Raw genomic sequence first — 17205 nt, forward strand, 5'->3', positions numbered from 1 at the left:
CGTTTGAGACCGAGAGCGCCTGCGTGACCCATCCCCATCCTAGCCCCCGGTCGCGCCGCGGGTCACGCGGCCCGATCCTGCTGGCGATCCTCGCTGCCGCCGCGGGAGCCGCCCAGGCCCAGGACCGGGAGGCGCCCGCGAAGAACGAGTGCCGCCGCACGCCCGCGCTCTCCGAGGGACCGGCTCTCGGCTTCGGGCGCGTCGTCGCGGCCGACCGCACCGCCTTCGTCAAGGACGGGCTCGCGCAGACCGGCTGTCCCGACGCGGGCGCGGAATGCCGCGAGCGGGCCTATCTGGTGACCGGCGATCCCGTGATCCTCGGGGCGCGCCGCGGCAGCTATGTCTGCGCGAGCTATCGCGGGGCGAAGGGCGACCTGGCGCGAACCGGCTGGCTCCCGGCCGAGGCGGTGGCGGCCGAGGCGCCGGCCCCGGTCGCGCCGGACGATTGGCTCGGCACCTGGACCCAGGCGGAGGGGCGCATCCGGGTGAAGCCGGGAGACAAGCCCGGCACGCTGTCCATCACCGGCGACGCGACCTGGGGCGCGGGCGATCCCGAGCGGGTGAAGCGCGGCGGCATCCATCTCGGCGAGATCTCCGGCACGGTCGCGCCCGAGGGCGACGGCGCCAGCTTCGCCGTGGGCGAGAACGGCACCCTGCCGGTCGCGAAGGGCGGGGAATACGATTGCAAGGTCTGGCTGCGGCGCCTCGGCCCCTGGCTCGTGGTGGAAGACAACCTCGCCTGCGGCGGCATGAACGTCACCTTCCGCGGCGTCTACCGGCGAGAATCGTGACGGGGTGCGGACGCATGACCCGGCGCGCCCTCCTCGCCGCCGCAGTGGCGCTCGCGGCCTGCACTCCGGCTCCGACGACGATGAGCGCCGAGGCCGTCGAGGCGTTCCTCGAAGCGCCGCTGCCGCCCGGCCGCCGCGACCTGCGGGTCTTCACCGAGGCCGGCATCGACCGGCTGGTGCTGCTGCGGCTCGACGCGCCGAGGGCGGAGGCCGACGCCTTCGCCGCCCGCCTCGTGCCGGACGGTCTCGCGGCGGGCGCCGATCCGGGGCTGGGCGCCCTCGGCACGGCCTTCGAGGGCTGGATCGCGTCTCCGCCGGAGGGGAGCAGCGGCGGGCAGACGCTGGTCTCGGGGCGGCGGGCGGTGAAGGTCGTGGTCGCCCCGGCCGAGCCCGGCTGGCGGCGGGTCTGGGTCGCGAGCTTCACCCTGTGAGCCGCGCGGAGGCACCATGGACGGACGAAGACCGGACCGGCCGCGACCGCCGCGAGGGGGCCGGCGCATGATGCTCGCGGTGACCGCCCTGGTCTGGACGCCGGCCCTGCTGTTCGCGCTCGGATTCGGGCTGTCCCACCTCACCGGCTGCCGGGTGGACGAGGGAAGCGCGCATCCCTGCCTCGTCGCCGGCATCGATATCGGCGGCCTGCTCTACACCCTGATGATGATGGGCTGGCTGGTCATCCTGCTCCTGCCCTTCATGCTGCTGACGGTCGTGATCTGGCTCGGGATCGGCCTGCGGGCGCTCTTCGCCGCGTGGCTGTCGTGACGGCTCCGCTCGCGCCCGCTTCGCACAGGATTTCGCGCAAGCCCCGTCCCTCGAGGCAGGAAGGCCCATCGATGTCGCACCGCGCCCGCTCCCTGGCGGCTCTCGCCCTGCTGTCCGTCCTCGCGGGCGGCGCCCGCGCCGAGGGCAGCGGTTTCGTCGCCGAGCGCGCCTTCCCGGCGGCGGGTGCCTGCTACGGCCGCCGCTACGACGCGGATCACCTCGCCCGTCACCCGGGGCAGGTCGTGACCGCGATCCACCTTTCCGGCTCGTCCCGCGGCCTGATCGCGATGCGTCCGCAGGCCGGCCGGGTCGATCCGGAACTGGACCTGACGCTGCGCATCGACTTCGCCGACGGCGGACGGGCCGAGGGCGAGATCGGCTGTGCCGAGGCTGGCGGGCGCATCCGCCGCTGTGGGCGCGGCGCGAGCTGCGCGGGCGATTTCGCCGTCGATCTCCAGCCCGACGGCCGGCTCAGGATCGTCAACGACGACGCGGCCTCGCGCGTCGCCCAGCCGGTGGTCGCCGAGCCCGGCTTTAGCCCGGATGCGGCGTGCCGGACGAAGGGCCGCTTCGTGCCGCCGGACGCGCAGAACCGCGTCTTCCTCCTCGCCCGCCTGCCCCTCTCCGCCTGCGGGCCGCAGCGGACACGAGATTGACCATGCGCCTCGACCGCCCCGCCGTCCCTGCCCGCGCGCCGCTGCGGCGGCCGACCTCCCGATCCGGCACGAGGACCTGCCTCGCCGGCGCGCTCCTGCTGCTGGCGGCTCAAGCCGCCGCGAAGGATCTCGGGACAGGCATTCCCGGAGCGTTGCCGCAGCGGCAGGCGCAGGCGGTCGGGCCCGGGATCGACGACCGGTCGCTGCGCGAGACCGCCCCGACATCGCGGGAAGCGGATCTCGGCGAGCCGGACAGCCGCTTGCCCTTCGTCTCCACCCCCGACCTACGCCGGGCGACGGTGGAGCGGCATCTGCAGAGCCTGCGCGCGACCAACCCGATCGCGGCGGCCGAGGCCGGCCGGGAACTCGCGAAGCACGATTACGACGCGATCTTCCGCGGCTTCCTCGACGGCACCGGCCTCGATCCCGAGGATGGCGGGGACGTGCTCACCGCCTTCATCGCCCTGCAATGGATGGTCGCCAACGACGCCACGGCGGAGCCGAACCCCGCGGCGCTCCGGGCGATCCGCCGCCGGTTCGTGATGCCGATGGCGGCCAAGCCGCCGCTGTCGCAGCCGGCGAGCCGGGCCGCCTTCGCCGAGCAGGTCAAGCTGCGCTCGGTGCTCCACCACGCGGGCTGGCAGGCGGCGCGGCAGCTCGGCGTCCTGCCGCGCTTCCTCGCCACCCTCTCGAACGAGTTCATCCCCGCCGCGAAGCTCCAGGCGCTGGCGCTGACCGAGGACGGACTGGTGGCGAAGGGGCAGGCGGGCACCCGGCCCTCGCCCGCGCTCCCGCCACGGCCCTCGCCGGACGCGGCTCCGCCCGCCGCCGATACCCCGCCGGCACTGCCGCCCTCCGCCGGAGCGGGTCCGGACGCCTCGGCTCCGCCGCGCCACGCCGCCAACTGGGACGCGGTCGAAGGCGTGTATTTCCGTGCCACCACGGGCGTCGGCGTCGGCGGCATGTTGACGATCGACTTCGAGCCGCTGATCTTCCTGCAGGACGGCACCACGTACGAGATCGGCGACACGGCGCTCGAAGACGTCGATCTCGCCGCCGAGCGGGCGGCCCAACCCCGGCGCTTCGGCCGCTGGACGCGCGCGGGCGGCGGCTTCGTGCTCACGAATGCGCGGGGCGCCGCGAGCAACTACAAGCTCGGCGACGGCAGTTTCTTCCGGGCCTTCCCGGCCGCGTCCGGCGAGAGCGTGGCACGCTCCTACCGGCGCCTGTCCGGCGGCGGCAACAGCGCCGTGGGCGGCGACGTCGCGATCGCCATCGAGAGCCGCTATGACTTCAAGGCGGACGGCCGCTACGGGCGCGGCGGCTCGGTCGGCGCGGTCAATTCCGGGGCGAGCACCGGCGTCGGCACGGCGATGGGCCGGCGCCGCGCGCCCGAGGGCGGCCAGTACCGCCTCGACCGGCACACCCTCACTCTGACCGGCGCGGACGGGCGCAGCCGGCGGCTGTTCTTCGCCTACAGCTCGCAGAAGGAACCGCCCGAAGTTGATCGCGACATGATCTTCGTGGGCGACAGCGTCTTCAGCTCCGAGGACTGAGCGTCTCTCGCAAAACTCCCGCTGCGCCGTCGCGGCCGACGGGACGTCGTCGGTGATCGGCCGGTCCGTGAGGCGCTCCGAGCCGCTTGCACCGGAGAGCCCGATCGGAGAAGGACGGCCGCTTCGACCTTCCCCGCCACCCCGAACGAGGGCGCATCCCGTGAAGAGCGTGAACCTGCTGATCGCCGAGGAACTCGGCGTGCGCGAGGGGCAGGTGGCCGCGGCCGTGGACCTGCTCGACGGCGGCTACACCGTCCCGTTCATCGCCCGCTACCGCAAGGAGGCGACCGGCTCCCTGGACGACGCGCAGCTCCGCGGCCTGGAGGAGCGGCTCGGCTACCTGCGCGAGCTGCGCGACCGGCGTGCGAGCGTCACCGAGAGCATCCGCGCCCAGGGCAAGCTGACGCCGGAACTTTCCGCCGCCATCGCCGCCGCCGACACCAAGGCGCGGCTGGAGGACATCTACCTGCCGTTCCGGCCGAAGCGCCGCAGCAAGGCGCAGACCGCCCGCGAGGCGGGGCTCGCGCCGCTGGCCGAGACCCTGCTCGCGCGGCCGGAGACGGTGCCGGAGCGGGCGGCGCAGGGCTTCGTGGATGCGGGCAAGGGCGTCGAGTCCGCCGAGGCGGCCCTGGAGGGCGCCAAGGCGATCCTGATCGAGCGGTTCGCCGAGGATGCCGACCTGATCGGCCGCCTGCGCGAGGACTTCTGGCGCGGCGGCTCGGCGGTGTCGACGGTGCGCAAGGGCAAGGAAGCCGCGGGCCAGAAGTTTTCCGACTATTTCGACTGGCGCGAGCGCCTGGAGCGCATGCCCTCGCACCGGGTGCTGGCGCTGTTCCGCGGTGAGAAGGAGGAGGTGCTCGACCTTGCCTTCACCGCCGAGGGCGAGGAGTCCGCACCCGGCGTGCCGGGGCCGTTCGAACTCGCGGTCTGTCGCCGCTTCGGCGTCGCCGCCCGCGGCCGGCCGGCGGATCCGTGGCTGCTCGATGTCGTGCGCACCGCGTGGCGCACCAAGCTCCGCACCGGGATCAAGGCGGATCTGCGCGCGCGCCTGTTCGAGCGGGCGGAGGAGGCGGCGGTGAAGGTGTTCGCCGGCAACCTCAAGGACCTGCTGCTCGCCGCCCCCGCGGGCGGACGGGCGACCCTCGGGCTCGATCCCGGCTACCGCAACGGCGTGAAGGCGGCGGTGGTGGACCGCACCGGCAAGGTGGTGGCGGTCGAGACCACCTATCCGCACGAGCCGCAGCGGCGCTGGAAGGAGGCGGTGGCCTCGCTCTCCCGGCTCTGCCGCCAGCACGGCGTCGAGCTCATCGCGATCGGCAACGGCACCGCCTCGCGCGAGACCGACCGGCTCGCGACGGACATCCTATCCGCCAACCCCGATCTGAAGATGGCCAAGGTCACGGTCTCGGAAGCCGGCGCCTCGGTCTACTCGGCCTCGGCCATCGCCACCCGCGAACTGCCGGATCTCGACGTGTCGCATCGCGGCGCCGTCTCGATCGCCCGGCGCCTGCAGGATCCGCTGGCGGAACTGGTGAAGATCGATCCGAAATCCATCGGCGTCGGCCAGTACCAGCACGACGTCACCGAGCAGAAGCTGTCGCGCTCCCTCGAAGCGGTGGTGGAGGACGCGGTGAACGCGGTGGGCGTCGATGTGAACACGGCGTCGGGCCCCCTGCTCGCCCAGGTCTCGGGCCTCGGCCCGGCGGTGGCGGACAAGATCGTCGCCCACCGCGACGCCAACGGCCCGTTCCGCACCCGCGCCGGGCTGAAGAAGGTGCCGGGCTTAGGGGCCAAGACCTTCGAGCTGGCGGCGGGCTTCCTGCGCATCCCCGATGGCGAGGACCCGCTCGACCGCTCCGGCGTCCACCCGGAAGCCTATCCGGTCGTCCGGCGCATCCTGGAGGCGACCAAGAGCGACATCCGCGTGCTGATCGGCAATGAAGCGGCCCTGCGCCAGCTCTCGCCCGCCGCCTTCGCCGACGCGCGCTTCGGCGTGCCGACGGTCCGCGACATCCTCGCCGAGCTGGAGAAGCCGGGCCGCGATCCCCGCCCGGCCTTCAAGACGGCGAGCTTCCAGGAGGGGGTCGAGACGATCGGCGACCTCAAGCCCGGAATGCAGCTGGAGGGCGTCGTCACCAACGTCGCCGCCTTCGGCGCCTTCGTCGATATCGGCGTCCATCAGGACGGGCTCGTCCACATCTCGGCGATGGCCCGCAAGCGGATCGCCTCGCCCTCCGAGGTGGTGAAGACCGGCGACGTGGTGCGCGTGCTGGTGCTCGCCGTCGATGGGCCGCGCAAGCGCATCTCGCTCTCGCTGCGTCTCGACGACCCCATCGAGGGAGCCACGTCATCGGCGCCGCGCGGGGGCGCTCCCCGCACCGAGGCGCAGCCCCGGCGCCCGGCCTCCGCGGCCCCGCCGCAGGAGGGCGCGCTCGCCGACGCGCTGCGACGGGCCGGCGTCCCGTCGCCTAAGCGTTCCTGATCGACAGGCCGGCAACCTGCCCGTGCGGGGGGCGAGACCGTTCGCGGCGGGAGATCTCCACGACCGCGGCCGGACGTTGAGCCGGCCGCCGCAGGGCGTCGGCGCCCTCGCGGTGGAACTTCGTGTCCCGACCGTTCGGCTCGGTCGACGCACGAGGGGCCGGATCGCCGGTGGGACTCCAGCCCTTGAACCGGCACAGCACGACATAATCGCCGGCCGTGATCAGGTCGGCGTCGACGAGCGCCAGAGCCTCTTCACGTGAGTCGATCAGATCCGGGTTCAATGCCTGCTCCCTCGCCGTTGCCAAACCTAGAAGGGGCCAAATTCGTCAATTTATCAACCTGAGGTACGAATTAGTGATTGAATCCGTGGCCCTCCGCCAGGAATGCCGACCTCTCTCGAGCGGGCGTGATCCTGAACACGTGGAACACCACGCTCATTCTTATGAACATGCAATGAGCCCGCCTTATTCTACGTAATATGCCGCGATGATCTCTGATGAATTGCGAATGTTCCGCGATCATAGAGAGTAATCCGCTTGGCACCGACGCGGCTCCAACGGTCGTCCGGTGGTTGCGTGAGTGGAATCGGCCGGCGATGGCACGGCTCGACGTGCGACCGGCCATCGACCGGGATCACGCGCGCCGTGCGCGTCGCGCCGGTAAGGCAACGCACCCGTCGAAGCGGCGGTAGCGCCTCGCCTCGACGGAGCTGACCCGGCACCTCCGACGACCGGAACGGCGTCGCGCGGCCGGACACCGTCCCGGCCTCCCCAGAATCGCCGCTTTTCCCGGCTTCCTGCCCGCCTCAGGGCGCGGCTTTCATCCGCCCGCGCCTCCGTTTTCGCGGGCCGGCCCGCGTCGTTCGCCGGCGGAGCTATCGAACCGTGATCCGCTTCGAGAACGTCACCAAGGTCTATTCCACCTACGGTCGGCGCCGCACCATCCTCGACCGGGTGAACTTCACCCTGAAGCCGGGCATCAGCTACGGCATCATGGGGATCAACGGCGCCGGCAAATCGACCACGATGAAGCTCATCGCCGGCGTCGAGGAACCGACCCGGGGCCGCATCTCCCGGAAACTTCGCGTCTCCTGGCCCCTGGGCTTCGCGGGCGGCTTCAACACGAAGATGACGGGGCGGGACAACGTCATCTTCGTCGCCCGGATCTATGGAGAGGATCCGCGGCGCGTGCTCGAATTCGTCGAGGATTTCTCCGAACTCGGCAGCTACCTGAACATGCCGGTCAGCACCTATTCCTCCGGCATGGGGTCGCGGCTCGCCTTCGGGATGAGCATGGCGATCCCCTTCGACACCTACCTCATCGACGAGACGCTCTCGGTGGGCGACGCGCGCTTCCAGAAGCGCTGCGCGGAGGTGTTCAACAAGCGGCGCGAGACCGCGGACGTGATCCTGATCTCCCACAGCATGGAACAGATCCGCGAGTATTGCAGCCAGGCCCTCATCCTGATCAACGGGCAGGCGGTGGTCTACGACGACGTCGACGAGGCGATCACGGCCTATCGCCGCCTGAACAGCTGAGATCCGGCCGCCCCGTCGCCCGGACATCGCCGGGTCTCTCGCGGAGGGCGGCTCGGACACGCTTTCGCCGCGAGGCCGCGCCAGAGACGAGAGGCTGCCATCCGCCGCCGCCTTCCGGCGCGGCGCGGCAGATCGCTTGGGGCGTGCGAGCACCGACACCATGAGCACCGAGATCAGCAGTCCGAGCGGCGCACCGCTGACCACCGCCGACCGCTCGACCGCCGTCGCGGAATCGCTCAAGCGATTCGCCCGCATCGCGCGCCAGTCCGATCACAAGCGGGGCATCCGCGCCTACCAGACGCATATCCGGCGCGACCCGTGGATCCCGGCCCTCTTCCTGCTCCTGTTCCTGCTGCCGACGGCGGTGACCGCCGGCTACTTCTATCTCATCGCCTCGGACCGCTACGTCACCGAGGCGCGCTTCGCCCTGCGCCCGGCGCTCGGAAGCGTCGACAAGGTGCAGAACGAGGAGACGGGCAACAACAGCTCCCTGTCCAAGCAGATGATCGCTCAGGACACGCTGATCACGATGAGCTACATCTCCAGCCGGCAGATGATCGAGACCATGGAACGGCAGATGCCGCTCCGGGAGATGTTCTCGCGCGACGGCATCGATTTCCTCTCGCGCTTCGACGCCGACGAGCCGATCGAGCTGTTCATGCGCTACTGGCGCAAGCGCGTGACGACCCACGTCGATTCCAACGGCGGCATCATCAGCCTCACGGTCGCCGCCTTCGATCCGCAGGAATCCTACACGCTCGCCCGCGCCCTGATGGACGAGAGCGAGCGCATGGTGAACGAGCTCAGCCTCAAGGCGCGCAACGCCGCCCTGGCCGAGAGCACCCGCGAGCTCAAGAACGCCGAGGAGCGCCTCGTCACCGTCCAGCGCGCCATGCGCGACCTGCGCAACCGCGCCGGCATCCTCGACGCCCAGGCGGCTAACAAGAACAACCTCACGGTCATCGCGGAACTGCGCAAGAAGCGCATCGACCTCTCGGTCCAGCTCAACCAGAGCCTGCGCGACCTCGCGCCCGACCGGCGCCCGATCCAGGATCTGAAGGCGCAGATCCAGGATCTCGACGACAACATCGAGAAGATCGAGCGGCAGATGACCAGCACCGATCCGGAGCAGCGGCGCCTGCTGTCGGAGGCGATGACGGAGTTCGAGGGGCTGGAGAACGAGCGCAAGAACGCGCTGCTCTATTACAACAAGGTTCTGGCGGCGAGCGAGCAGGCGCGCATCGTCGCCAACCGCCAGATCGAGTTCTTCACCCCCGTGGTCGCCCCGGTCGTGCCCGTCTCGGCGATCGAGCCGCGCAAGCACCTGATCACCAGCATCGTCGCGCTGGTGGCCATGGCGGTGTTCGGGCTCAGCGTCTTGATCCGGAAGTACCTCTACAGCTGACCGGTCAGGCGATCTCGCTGGGCGGACGCCGGGTCGGGTGCGGGGCGGTGGGATCGGCCGGGGTGCCCGGCTCGGGCGCCAGGGCCGGCTCCGGCTCCGGTGACGGTGTTCCGGTCGCGCGCGGTGCCGCCGTGGTGCCGCCGGTCCAGCCCTGCGCCCGCCAGCCCTCGGCACGCTCGTCGAGATCGATCGCTCCGCCGCGCTGCATCAGGTCGATGACGCGGTCGGCGACGTCTCCGTCGGCCCGCACGGTGACGAGGGTGCCGCCGCGTCGGATTCCCTCGGCATAGGTCTCGGCGTCGGCCCCGCTCAGGCCCGCGCCGGTCAGGGCGCCGATCAGGCCGCCCGCGGCCGCTCCGACGCCCGCGCCCGACAGGGCCGCGACGAGCCAACCCGCCGCGATCACCGGACCGGCGCCGGGGATGGCGAGGAGGCCCAGGCTCGCGAGCAGGCCCGCGCCGCCGCCGAGCACGGTGCCGACCGTCGCGCCCGCGCCGGCCCCTTCCGCCGCCGAACTCTCGTGCCCGCCGCCGGCTGCGGGCGTCGCGGCCCCCGGCTCACCGGCCGACGCGTGGGGCATGGAGCCGGCCGGCCGATCGGCGCTGTTCAGGGAGACGATGCTGATCTCCGCCTGCGGCACGCCGGCCGCCTCGATGCGGTCGATGACGCGGGCGGCGTCCTCCTGGCTGTCGAACAGGGCGGTGACGGCGCGTGCTGCCATGGTCGTTCCTCTCGTCTGTCTTCAACGGTCGCCCGGCCTCACTCGGCGGCGACTTCGCCCCGGAAATCCATGCCGACGCTCAGCGTGCGGCCCGCATGCTCCGCGCGTCCGCGCCAGATGCCCTGCTCGTCGAGGTGCAGGTCGGCGACGTCGGGAAATCCCATCTCGGAAAATCGTGCCCGCACCTGCGCGGCGGTGAAGCTGTTGGCGCCCGGCTTGAGCCGTGCCCCGACCGCCCCGTGGGCCCGCTCCGCAGGGGCGACGGCCGGTGCTTCGGGCTCCGGGGCGGCCCGGACCGAGGCCGGCGCCAGCAGGGCGAGGATGAGAAGGGACAGGACGCGCATGACAGGGCTCGTCGGCGGCGTCCGGCGCCGACGCCGGACCGGTTGCCTGACCAAGCCCTGTCGTCGGCCGAGGTTCCGCGCCTCGGCGTTAACGCCTCGCTAACCCTGCACCCGGCAAATCCTGCCGGGTGCGGTCTCACGGGTGGGCCGCGCGATTCGTCTTCGAGGATTCGGCGCGATGAGCGAGACGGCGAGGGCCGTACCGGCGGGGGCAGGCGGGCTCGGCGGCCTGTCGTTCCTGCGCATGCCGAACCGGGCGAGCCTGCAGGCGCTGTCGAAGCGCTCGGACCTGTTCTTCGCCACCGCGGTGATGGGCATCCTCGTGGTGCTGATCTTCCCGCTGCCGGCGGTGCTGCTCGACCTCCTGCTCGCCGTCTCGATCATCATGTCGGTTCTGATCATGATGACCGGGCTGTTCATCGACAACCCGCTCGAATTCACCGTCTTCCCGACGCTGCTCCTCATCGCCACCATGCTGCGGCTGGCGCTCAACCTCGCCTCGACCCGGCTGATCCTCGGCCACGGCCACGAGGGCACGGCGGCGGCGGGCCACGTCATCGAGGCCTTCGGGCACTTCGTGATGGGCGGGAACTTCGTGATCGGGATCATCGTCTTCGCGATCCTGATCATCGTGAACTTCGTCGTCATCACCAAGGGCTCGGGCCGCATCGCCGAGGTCGCCGCCCGCTTCACCCTCGACGCGATGCCCGGCAAGCAGATGGCGATCGACGCCGACCTCTCGGCCGGCCTGATCGACGAGAAGGCGGCGAAAGCCCGGCGCTCGGCGCTCGAGGAGGAATCTTCGTTCTTCGGCGCCATGGACGGCGCGTCGAAATTCGTGCGCGGCGACGCGGTGGCGGCGCTCCTCATCACCGGCATCAACGTGGTCGGCGGCATCATCATCGGCGTCGCCCAGCAGGGACTCGGCTTCGCCGAGGCCGCCAAGACCTACACCCTGCTCACCATCGGCGACGGGCTGGCGAGCCAGGTGCCGGCCCTGATCGTCTCGACGGCGGCCGGCATCCTCGTCTCGAAGGCCGGCGTGAAGGGCTCGGCCGACAAGGCGCTCGGCAAGCAGATGGCGAACTACCCGAAGGCGCTGGGCATGTCGGCGGCCGTCATGCTGCTGATCGCGCTCCTGCCCGGCATGCCGATGCTGCCCTTCCTCGCGCTCGGCGGCGCCTCCGGCTACGCGGCGTGGCGCATCGCCAAGACGCAGCGCGAGACCCCGCCCGAGGCGGCGGAGGGCACCCCCGGCGCGGCCGCCCCCGGCGGGGCGCCGGCGGAGGAGACCGTCACCGACCTGCTCAAGCTCGACGACCTCAAGCTGGAGATGGGCTACGCGCTCCTGGCGCTGGTCAACGGCGAGGGCCAGGACCGGCTCACCGACCAGATCAAGGCCCTGCGCCGCCAGCTCGCCTCGGAACTCGGCATCGTGATGCCCTCGGTGCGCATCCTCGACAACGTGAGCCTCGAGGCCAACACCTACGTGGTGCGGGTCAAGGAGATCGAGGCCGGCACCGGCCAGGTCTTCCCCGGCCAGTTCATGGCGATGGACCCGATGGGCGGGCAGGTGCAACTCCCCGGGCAGCACCTCCTGGAGCCGACCTTCGGCCTGCCGGCGACCTGGGTCGATGCCGGGCTGCGCGATCAGGCCCAGCTCAAGGGCTACACCGTGGTCGATGCGGCCACCGTGATCTCGACGCACCTGACCGAGCTCATCAAGGCGCACGTCTCGGAACTCCTGAACCATGTCGAGGTGCAGAAGCTCCTGCGCGAACTGCCCAAGGAGCACACCGAGCTGCTCAAGGAAGTCGTGCCCTCGCAGATCGCCACCACCGGCATCCAGCGGGTGCTGCAATTGCTGCTCGCCGAGAGGGTCTCGGTGCGCGATCTCGGCGCCATCGTCGAGGGCATCGCCGAGGTCGCCGGCCACGTGAAGAACCCGCGCGACATCGTCGAGCATGTCCGCGCCCGGCTCGGCCGGCAGATCTGCGCGCAGTACCAGGGGCCGGACGGGACGCTGCCGATCATCACCCTGTCGCCGGCCTGGGAGCAGGCCTTCCTCGAATCGATCGTCGGCGAGCGGGAGGAGCGCTACCTCGCGATGCAGCCCTCGAAGCTCACCGAGTTCGTCAACACGGTGCGCGACCGGTTCGAGCAGGCGGCCCGCATGGGCGAGATGCCCGTGCTCGTCACCTCGGTCCAGGCCCGGCCGTTTGTCCGCTCGATCATCGAGCGCTTCCGCCGCGAGACCCCGGTGATGAGCCAGGCGGAGATCCACTCCCGCGCGCGCCTGCGGACGGTCGGCTCGGTGTAAGATGGTTTCCGGTGAATTCCTTCGGGTCTGCTTCCCGTCATTCCGGGGCGCCGAAGGCGAACCCGGACCCGAAGGGGCGCGCCGGAGGCGTGCAATCCATCCGTGATGCCACGCTCAGCCGCGCATCTCGGGTGGATCCCGGGTTCCGCTGCGCGGCCCCGGGATGACGGGGGTGGGGGGGTTGAACCGAACCAACCAACCGGAAACCGTATGACCTGCGCCGCGGGACCGCGCAGAAAACAGTCGAGCCCACCCTCAGCAAGGGCGGGCTCGGCTCTGAATCGTGTGTCGGACGTCGTCTCGGAACGGCGGCCTGATCAGGCGTGCCCCTCGATGGCGCGCAGGACGGCGACCATCTGGTCGGCCTGTGAACGCGTGAGCCCTTTGCTGATGATCGTGCCGTTCCGGCAGATCGAGCAGGTGCCATCCTCGGCAACCCGAATCTTGATCGAAGCCATGATATCCATCCGGGGGCCAGGATGGCCCCCCCGTCCGACGAAGCTTAACCGTTCCTGAAGGGGCGGCAACCCCGCGCGTCCCATTCATCCACTGAGGCGGCGTGACGTAAGGATTGGCACACCGCCCGTCACTGCGACGAATTGTGCCGGGAACGCCCGAGTCCCCCGAAATGCGAGCGGCGGCCGCCTCGGGGGAGGCGACCGCCGCAACACATGCTTTCGAGAGGGCCGGATCAGACCGCCTTCTTCTCCAGCCGCTGCTCGATCACGTGGCTGTCGAGGCCCGGCGCGACCAGCGGCGGCTCCGGCGGCGCCTTGGCGTCCTTGCCCAGGGCATTCGACAGGCGCGAGCGCTCGAACAGCAGCACCACGACGATCGCCACCGCGAAGGGGATGAGCAGGTAGAACAGGCGGAAGATCAGCACCGCGGCGAGGACCGGCGCCTTCTCGGCATCGGTCTGGAGTTGCATGGCGGTGAAGAACACGAGCTCGAACACGCCGAGCCCACCCGGCGCGTGCGAGGCCAGCGCGACGGAGAAGGAGGCGAGGAAGATGCCGAGCACCGCGATGAAGCCGGGGTTCAAGGCATCCGGCAGGGCGAAGTAGATGATGCCGGCGGCACCCAGCAGTTCGAGCGGGGCCGCGATGAGCTGGCGCACCATGATGCCGGGCCGCGGATACTCGATCTTGAAGTTGCGGATCGTCAGCGGGCGGAAGCGCAGCACCGAGCCGACGACGTAGAGCGCCACGAAGGCGAGGAGGCCGAAGCCGACCAGCCGGGAGGTCGCCGGGTTGGTGAGCGCCGCGGGCAGCAGGTTGTCGAGCCGCGACAGCAGGCCCGGATCGTAGACCAGCACGAAGCCGCCGAGCAGGATCGTGCCGAGGCCGAAGGTGAAGGAGCACAGGGCCACCAGCACCGCGACCTGGGCCGCGGAGAGCCCCTTCGAGGTGTAGGCCCGGTAGCGGACCAGGGCGCCCGAGAAGACCGAGGCGCCGATATTGTGGGAGAGGGCGTAGGTGGTGAACGAGCAGACCGACACGAACAGCCACGAGATGTGGCGCACGCCCAGGTGCAGCAGCGCGATCCGGTCGTACCAGGCGAGCGCGGCGTAGGCGATGAGGGTGGAGACAGCCGCGAGCAGGAAGTGGTGGAGCGGGATGGCGGCGAACGCGGCCTCGATGCTCGCCCAGGAGAGGGTCTTCAATTCGCCCCAGAGCAGGTAGCAGGACACCGCCACCGCGGCGAGGCCGATCAGGCCCCAAACGATTTCGCTGACTTTTTTCATGGATGCCGGCCGCCTCTCTCGGGAGCGGTCTCTCCTGCGCCACGACCGCGCGCATCGCAAGCGGGACAGACGCGACCGTCTCGATGAGGCCGGGTCTTGCCGCCCGATCATGACGGTTTCATGCCGAAGGACGGCGGCCGGCACCGATTTGGGGAGGTACGGCGCGGCGACCTACCGCGACGGCGCGACCTGATCGATATAGGCCGCGTTGGTCCCTCTCAGGTTCGGCGGGCTCGCCCGCTCCTGCGATCGGCCGGATTGAACCCGGCCCGATGCCGGGATCGGACCCGCCGCCTCGATGAGCGCCTTGTCGGTGATCAGCTGCGTCTGAACCGTGCTGCTGATCCGGGGGCCCGGCCCCAACCGCTGCCCTTCGTACAGATTGATGCAATCGCGCAGGGCGATCGGATCGCGGATGAAGGTGCAATCGTTCACGTTGGGGATCGGCGCCGTCCCGTTCTGTGTGACGAGGTTCTGGGCGACGACGACACGGGATCCGGGTGACGAGCCGAACACGTCGACGCGGTAGGCGACGCCATCCGGCGTGACCAGGTTCCGTGCGGAGACCGGGGCCATTTCGCCGGAATCGATCCCGGGAACTTGAGCGGAATTCTCGTCCAGGATGATGACGTTCTGCGACATCGCCGTCGAGGGGATCACCCCGGCGGCCAGGGCTGCGAGCAGGAGACGCGTTCCGGGCCGCATGGCGCACCTATGAGAAAGCAGGGAACGCCGAACCGCGCCCCGATGCAGACGACATAGGTTAAAACGTCATGAACCGGCCACGGTTCCGCGCGGCCGCGGCACCCTCCGGGGCGTACCCCCGCGATCGCCCCGCGCGCATCCCGGCCCACGGCGCCGCGAGGCCGGATGAGGACGAAGGACGCGGACCCGCCCGCGTCGCACGGCCCTGCGGCCGGCGACGCCCTGGCCGATCCATCCGAGCGGTCGATGGCGACGGGCCTCAGGCCCGGGCGCGCAGCCCGATCGCGTCCATCTCGGCCTGCTCGCGGGCGGCCTCGACCGCGCGCTCGGCGGAGCGCTCGCGATCCTCGAGGATCTCGACTTTCTTCAGCTCCTCGAACGCCTCGCCCAGCTCGGCCTTGGCCTCGGCGAGCTGACCCTCCAGGGCGGCGGCCGACTGGCGCATGTTGTCCCGGCGGCCGGTGGCCGCGCGGGCGTAGGTCGGGTAGGCGAAATGGGCCGGGTCGGAGATGCCGGCGCGGGCCTCTTCCTGCGCGACCTCGCGGTCGAGCTCGGCCGCCATGCGGTTGAAGTCGGCCATCATCATCTCGATCTGGGCGACCCGGCGGCGCTTCTCGTCCACCTGGAACCGACGCAGCCGGATCAGCGTGTCACGCGATTTCATGTCGGGCCATCCACTCCACGCTACGCTGGAAAGCGGCTCGATCGGCGCGGCAATCCTTCCGGACCGTCACCCGACGCGCTTTCGAAGCCGCCTCACCCGCCGCCGACGATGGCGGCCAACCGGGCGTAACCCTCGCCGATGGAGGTTGCTTCTTCCTTACCCTGCCCCAGAAAAGCCGTCAGATCGGGCATCAAGGCCACCGCCTCGTCCACTTCCGGCGAGGAGCCGGCGCGGTAGGCCCCGAGCCGGATCAGTTCCTCCATGTCGGCATAGGTCGCGAGGACCTTTCGCGCCCGGCGGACCGTGGGAAGATGCGCCGGGTCGCAGGCCCGCGGCATGGTGCGCGAGACCGAGCGCAGCACGTTGATCGCCGGATAGCGGCCCTGCTCGGCGATGCGGCGCTCCATGACGATGTGCCCATCGAGGATGCCGCGCACCGCGTCCGCCACCGGCTCGTTGTGGTCGTCGCCCTCCACCAGCACGGTGAACAGGCCGGAGATCGCCCCCTCCCCCGTGCCGGGCCCCGCCCGCTCGAGAAGGCGCGGCAGTTCGGAGAAGACGGTGGGGGTGTAGCCCTTGGCGGTGGGCGGTTCGCCGCCGGCGAGGCCGATGTCGCGCTGGGCCATGGCGAAGCGCGTGATCGAGTCGATCATGCACAGCACCTGCGCGCCCTGATCGCGGAAATACTCGGCGATCGCCAGCGTCACGTAGGCGGCGTTGCGGCGCATCAGCACCGGCTCGTCGGAGGTCGCCACCACCACGACCGAGCGGGCGAGGCCGGCGGCACCGAGATCGTCCTGCAGGAATTCCTGCACCTCGCGCCCGCGCTCACCGACGAGGCCGATCACCGCCACGTCGGCGGCGGTGTAGCGGGCGAGCATCGAGAGCAGAACCGACTTGCCGACGCCCGAGCCGGCGAAGATGCCCATGCGCTGCCCGCGGCACATGGTGAGGAAGGTGTTGATGCAGCGCACCCCGAGATCGAGCGGCGGCCCGACCCGTTTCCGCCCGTGCGCGGGCGGGGGATCGGCGCGCAGGGGATAGATCGCCGGCCCCTGCGCGAGGGGGCCGAGCCCGTCGATCGGGCGCCCGAGGGCGTCGACGGTGCGCCCGAGCCAGGCGGCGGAGGGGCGGATCGCGCCCGCCGCCTCGTCGCGCACCAGCGCTGGGCAGCCGCGGCGGACGCCTTCCAGGGAGCCGAACGGCATGGCGAGCGCGCGGTCGCCGGCAAAGCCGATCACCTCGCACGGCACGGTCGAGGGCACGGGCGATGTCTCGCCCCCGCCGCCGCCCTCCACCACCACGTCGATGCGGCCGCCCAGCCGCATGGCGGAGACCGGCCCGGCCACCTCGACCAGGAGGCCGCGGATCGCCGTCACCCGGCCGAAGGTTTCGAGCGTCTCGACGGTCGAGAGCGCCGCGAGCGCCGCCGCCAGCCCCCCGGAGCCGCTCTCCTGCGTCATGCGACCTCGACCCCGTTAACCGCGTCCCGTCACCGAACCGGCCGATGTCTTA

Annotated in this window: 17 protein-coding genes; 9 read left to right on the forward strand and 8 right to left on the reverse strand. The window is 71.1% G+C overall.

Going from position 1 to position 17205, the window contains the following annotated elements; genetic code table 11:
• Nucleotides 1-23: 23 nt before the first annotated feature.
• The 6 genes from ABS772_RS02155 (at nucleotide 24) to ABS772_RS02180 (ending at nucleotide 6247) form a co-directional block, all read left to right on the forward strand.
• The gene (locus ABS772_RS02155) at nucleotides 24-791 is read left to right on the forward strand and encodes a hypothetical protein (protein ID WP_350391896.1); all 768 of its coding nucleotides are present in this window, start codon (nucleotides 24-26) and stop codon (nucleotides 789-791) included.
• Nucleotides 792-805: 14 nt separating this feature from the next.
• On the forward strand, nucleotides 806-1222 hold the full coding sequence (locus tag ABS772_RS02160; RefSeq protein WP_350391897.1) for a hypothetical protein: 417 nt from the start codon (nucleotides 806-808) through the stop codon (nucleotides 1220-1222).
• 67 nt (nucleotides 1223-1289) lie between these two features.
• Nucleotides 1290-1553: a hypothetical protein gene (locus ABS772_RS02165; protein ID WP_350391898.1), complete on the forward strand. Its 264-nt coding sequence runs from the start codon at nucleotides 1290-1292 to the stop codon at nucleotides 1551-1553.
• Nucleotides 1554-1624: 71 nt separating this feature from the next.
• Entirely contained in the window at nucleotides 1625-2209 is a 585-nt protein-coding gene (locus ABS772_RS02170; RefSeq protein ID WP_350391899.1) for a hypothetical protein, read from the forward strand.
• A gap of 2 nt (nucleotides 2210-2211) precedes the next feature.
• Nucleotides 2212-3765 (forward strand): hypothetical protein, encoded by a 1554-nt coding sequence (locus tag ABS772_RS02175; protein WP_350391900.1) that lies wholly within the window; start codon nucleotides 2212-2214, stop codon nucleotides 3763-3765.
• Nucleotides 3766-3925: 160 nt separating this feature from the next.
• Nucleotides 3926-6247, forward strand: coding sequence for a Tex family protein (locus tag ABS772_RS02180; RefSeq protein ID WP_350391901.1), 2322 nt, complete (start codon nucleotides 3926-3928; stop codon nucleotides 6245-6247).
• Here ABS772_RS02180 and ABS772_RS02185 read toward each other — a convergent pair.
• Complete coding sequence (locus ABS772_RS02185) at nucleotides 6234-6530, reverse strand: hypothetical protein (RefSeq protein WP_350391902.1); 297 nt, start codon at nucleotides 6528-6530, stop codon at nucleotides 6234-6236. The genes ABS772_RS02180 and ABS772_RS02185 overlap by 14 nt on opposite strands.
• A gap of 603 nt (nucleotides 6531-7133) precedes the next feature.
• On the opposite strand from ABS772_RS02185, the gene ABS772_RS02190 reads away from it, so the two are divergent.
• The gene (locus ABS772_RS02190; protein WP_350391903.1) at nucleotides 7134-7787 is read left to right on the forward strand and encodes an ABC transporter ATP-binding protein; all 654 of its coding nucleotides are present in this window, start codon (nucleotides 7134-7136) and stop codon (nucleotides 7785-7787) included.
• A gap of 160 nt (nucleotides 7788-7947) precedes the next feature.
• Complete coding sequence (locus ABS772_RS02195) at nucleotides 7948-9192, forward strand: capsule biosynthesis protein (RefSeq protein WP_238256619.1); 1245 nt, start codon at nucleotides 7948-7950, stop codon at nucleotides 9190-9192.
• A 4-nt stretch (nucleotides 9193-9196) separates the two neighbouring features.
• On the opposite strand, the gene ABS772_RS02200 is transcribed toward ABS772_RS02195, so the two are convergent.
• Both ABS772_RS02200 and ABS772_RS02205 read right to left on the reverse strand, forming a co-directional pair.
• Nucleotides 9197-9913: a hypothetical protein gene (locus tag ABS772_RS02200; protein WP_350391904.1), complete on the reverse strand. Its 717-nt coding sequence runs from the start codon at nucleotides 9911-9913 to the stop codon at nucleotides 9197-9199.
• Nucleotides 9914-9951: 38 nt separating this feature from the next.
• Nucleotides 9952-10257 (reverse strand): hypothetical protein, encoded by a 306-nt coding sequence (locus tag ABS772_RS02205; protein WP_350391905.1) that lies wholly within the window; start codon nucleotides 10255-10257, stop codon nucleotides 9952-9954.
• Between the two features lie 178 nt (nucleotides 10258-10435).
• On the opposite strand from ABS772_RS02205, the gene flhA reads away from it, so the two are divergent.
• Nucleotides 10436-12577 (forward strand): flagellar biosynthesis protein FlhA, encoded by a 2142-nt coding sequence (gene flhA, locus ABS772_RS02210; RefSeq protein WP_238256622.1) that lies wholly within the window; start codon nucleotides 10436-10438, stop codon nucleotides 12575-12577.
• 317 nt (nucleotides 12578-12894) lie between these two features.
• On the opposite strand, the gene ABS772_RS02215 is transcribed toward flhA, so the two are convergent.
• The 5 genes from ABS772_RS02215 to fliI form a co-directional block, all read right to left on the reverse strand.
• Nucleotides 12895-13035, reverse strand: a complete 141-nt coding sequence (locus ABS772_RS02215) for a hypothetical protein (protein ID WP_238256623.1) — start codon at nucleotides 13033-13035, stop codon at nucleotides 12895-12897.
• Between the two features lie 233 nt (nucleotides 13036-13268).
• Nucleotides 13269-14321 carry a lysylphosphatidylglycerol synthase domain-containing protein gene (locus ABS772_RS02220; RefSeq protein WP_238256624.1) on the reverse strand — a complete coding sequence of 351 codons (1053 nt, stop codon included), beginning with the start codon at nucleotides 14319-14321 and terminating at the stop codon, nucleotides 13269-13271.
• Nucleotides 14322-14492: 171 nt separating this feature from the next.
• Nucleotides 14493-15026: a hypothetical protein gene (locus ABS772_RS02225; RefSeq protein ID WP_350391906.1), complete on the reverse strand. Its 534-nt coding sequence runs from the start codon at nucleotides 15024-15026 to the stop codon at nucleotides 14493-14495.
• 259 nt (nucleotides 15027-15285) lie between these two features.
• Nucleotides 15286-15690: a flagellar export protein FliJ gene (gene fliJ / locus ABS772_RS02230; protein WP_350391907.1), complete on the reverse strand. Its 405-nt coding sequence runs from the start codon at nucleotides 15688-15690 to the stop codon at nucleotides 15286-15288.
• A gap of 92 nt (nucleotides 15691-15782) precedes the next feature.
• Nucleotides 15783-17153 carry a flagellar protein export ATPase FliI gene (gene fliI / locus ABS772_RS02235; protein WP_350391908.1) on the reverse strand — a complete coding sequence of 457 codons (1371 nt, stop codon included), beginning with the start codon at nucleotides 17151-17153 and terminating at the stop codon, nucleotides 15783-15785.
• Nucleotides 17154-17205: the final 52 nt, after the last annotated feature.

The sequence above is a fragment of the Methylorubrum podarium genome, assembly GCF_040270385.1.
Classification (GTDB): domain Bacteria; phylum Pseudomonadota; class Alphaproteobacteria; order Rhizobiales; family Beijerinckiaceae; genus Methylobacterium; species Methylobacterium podarium.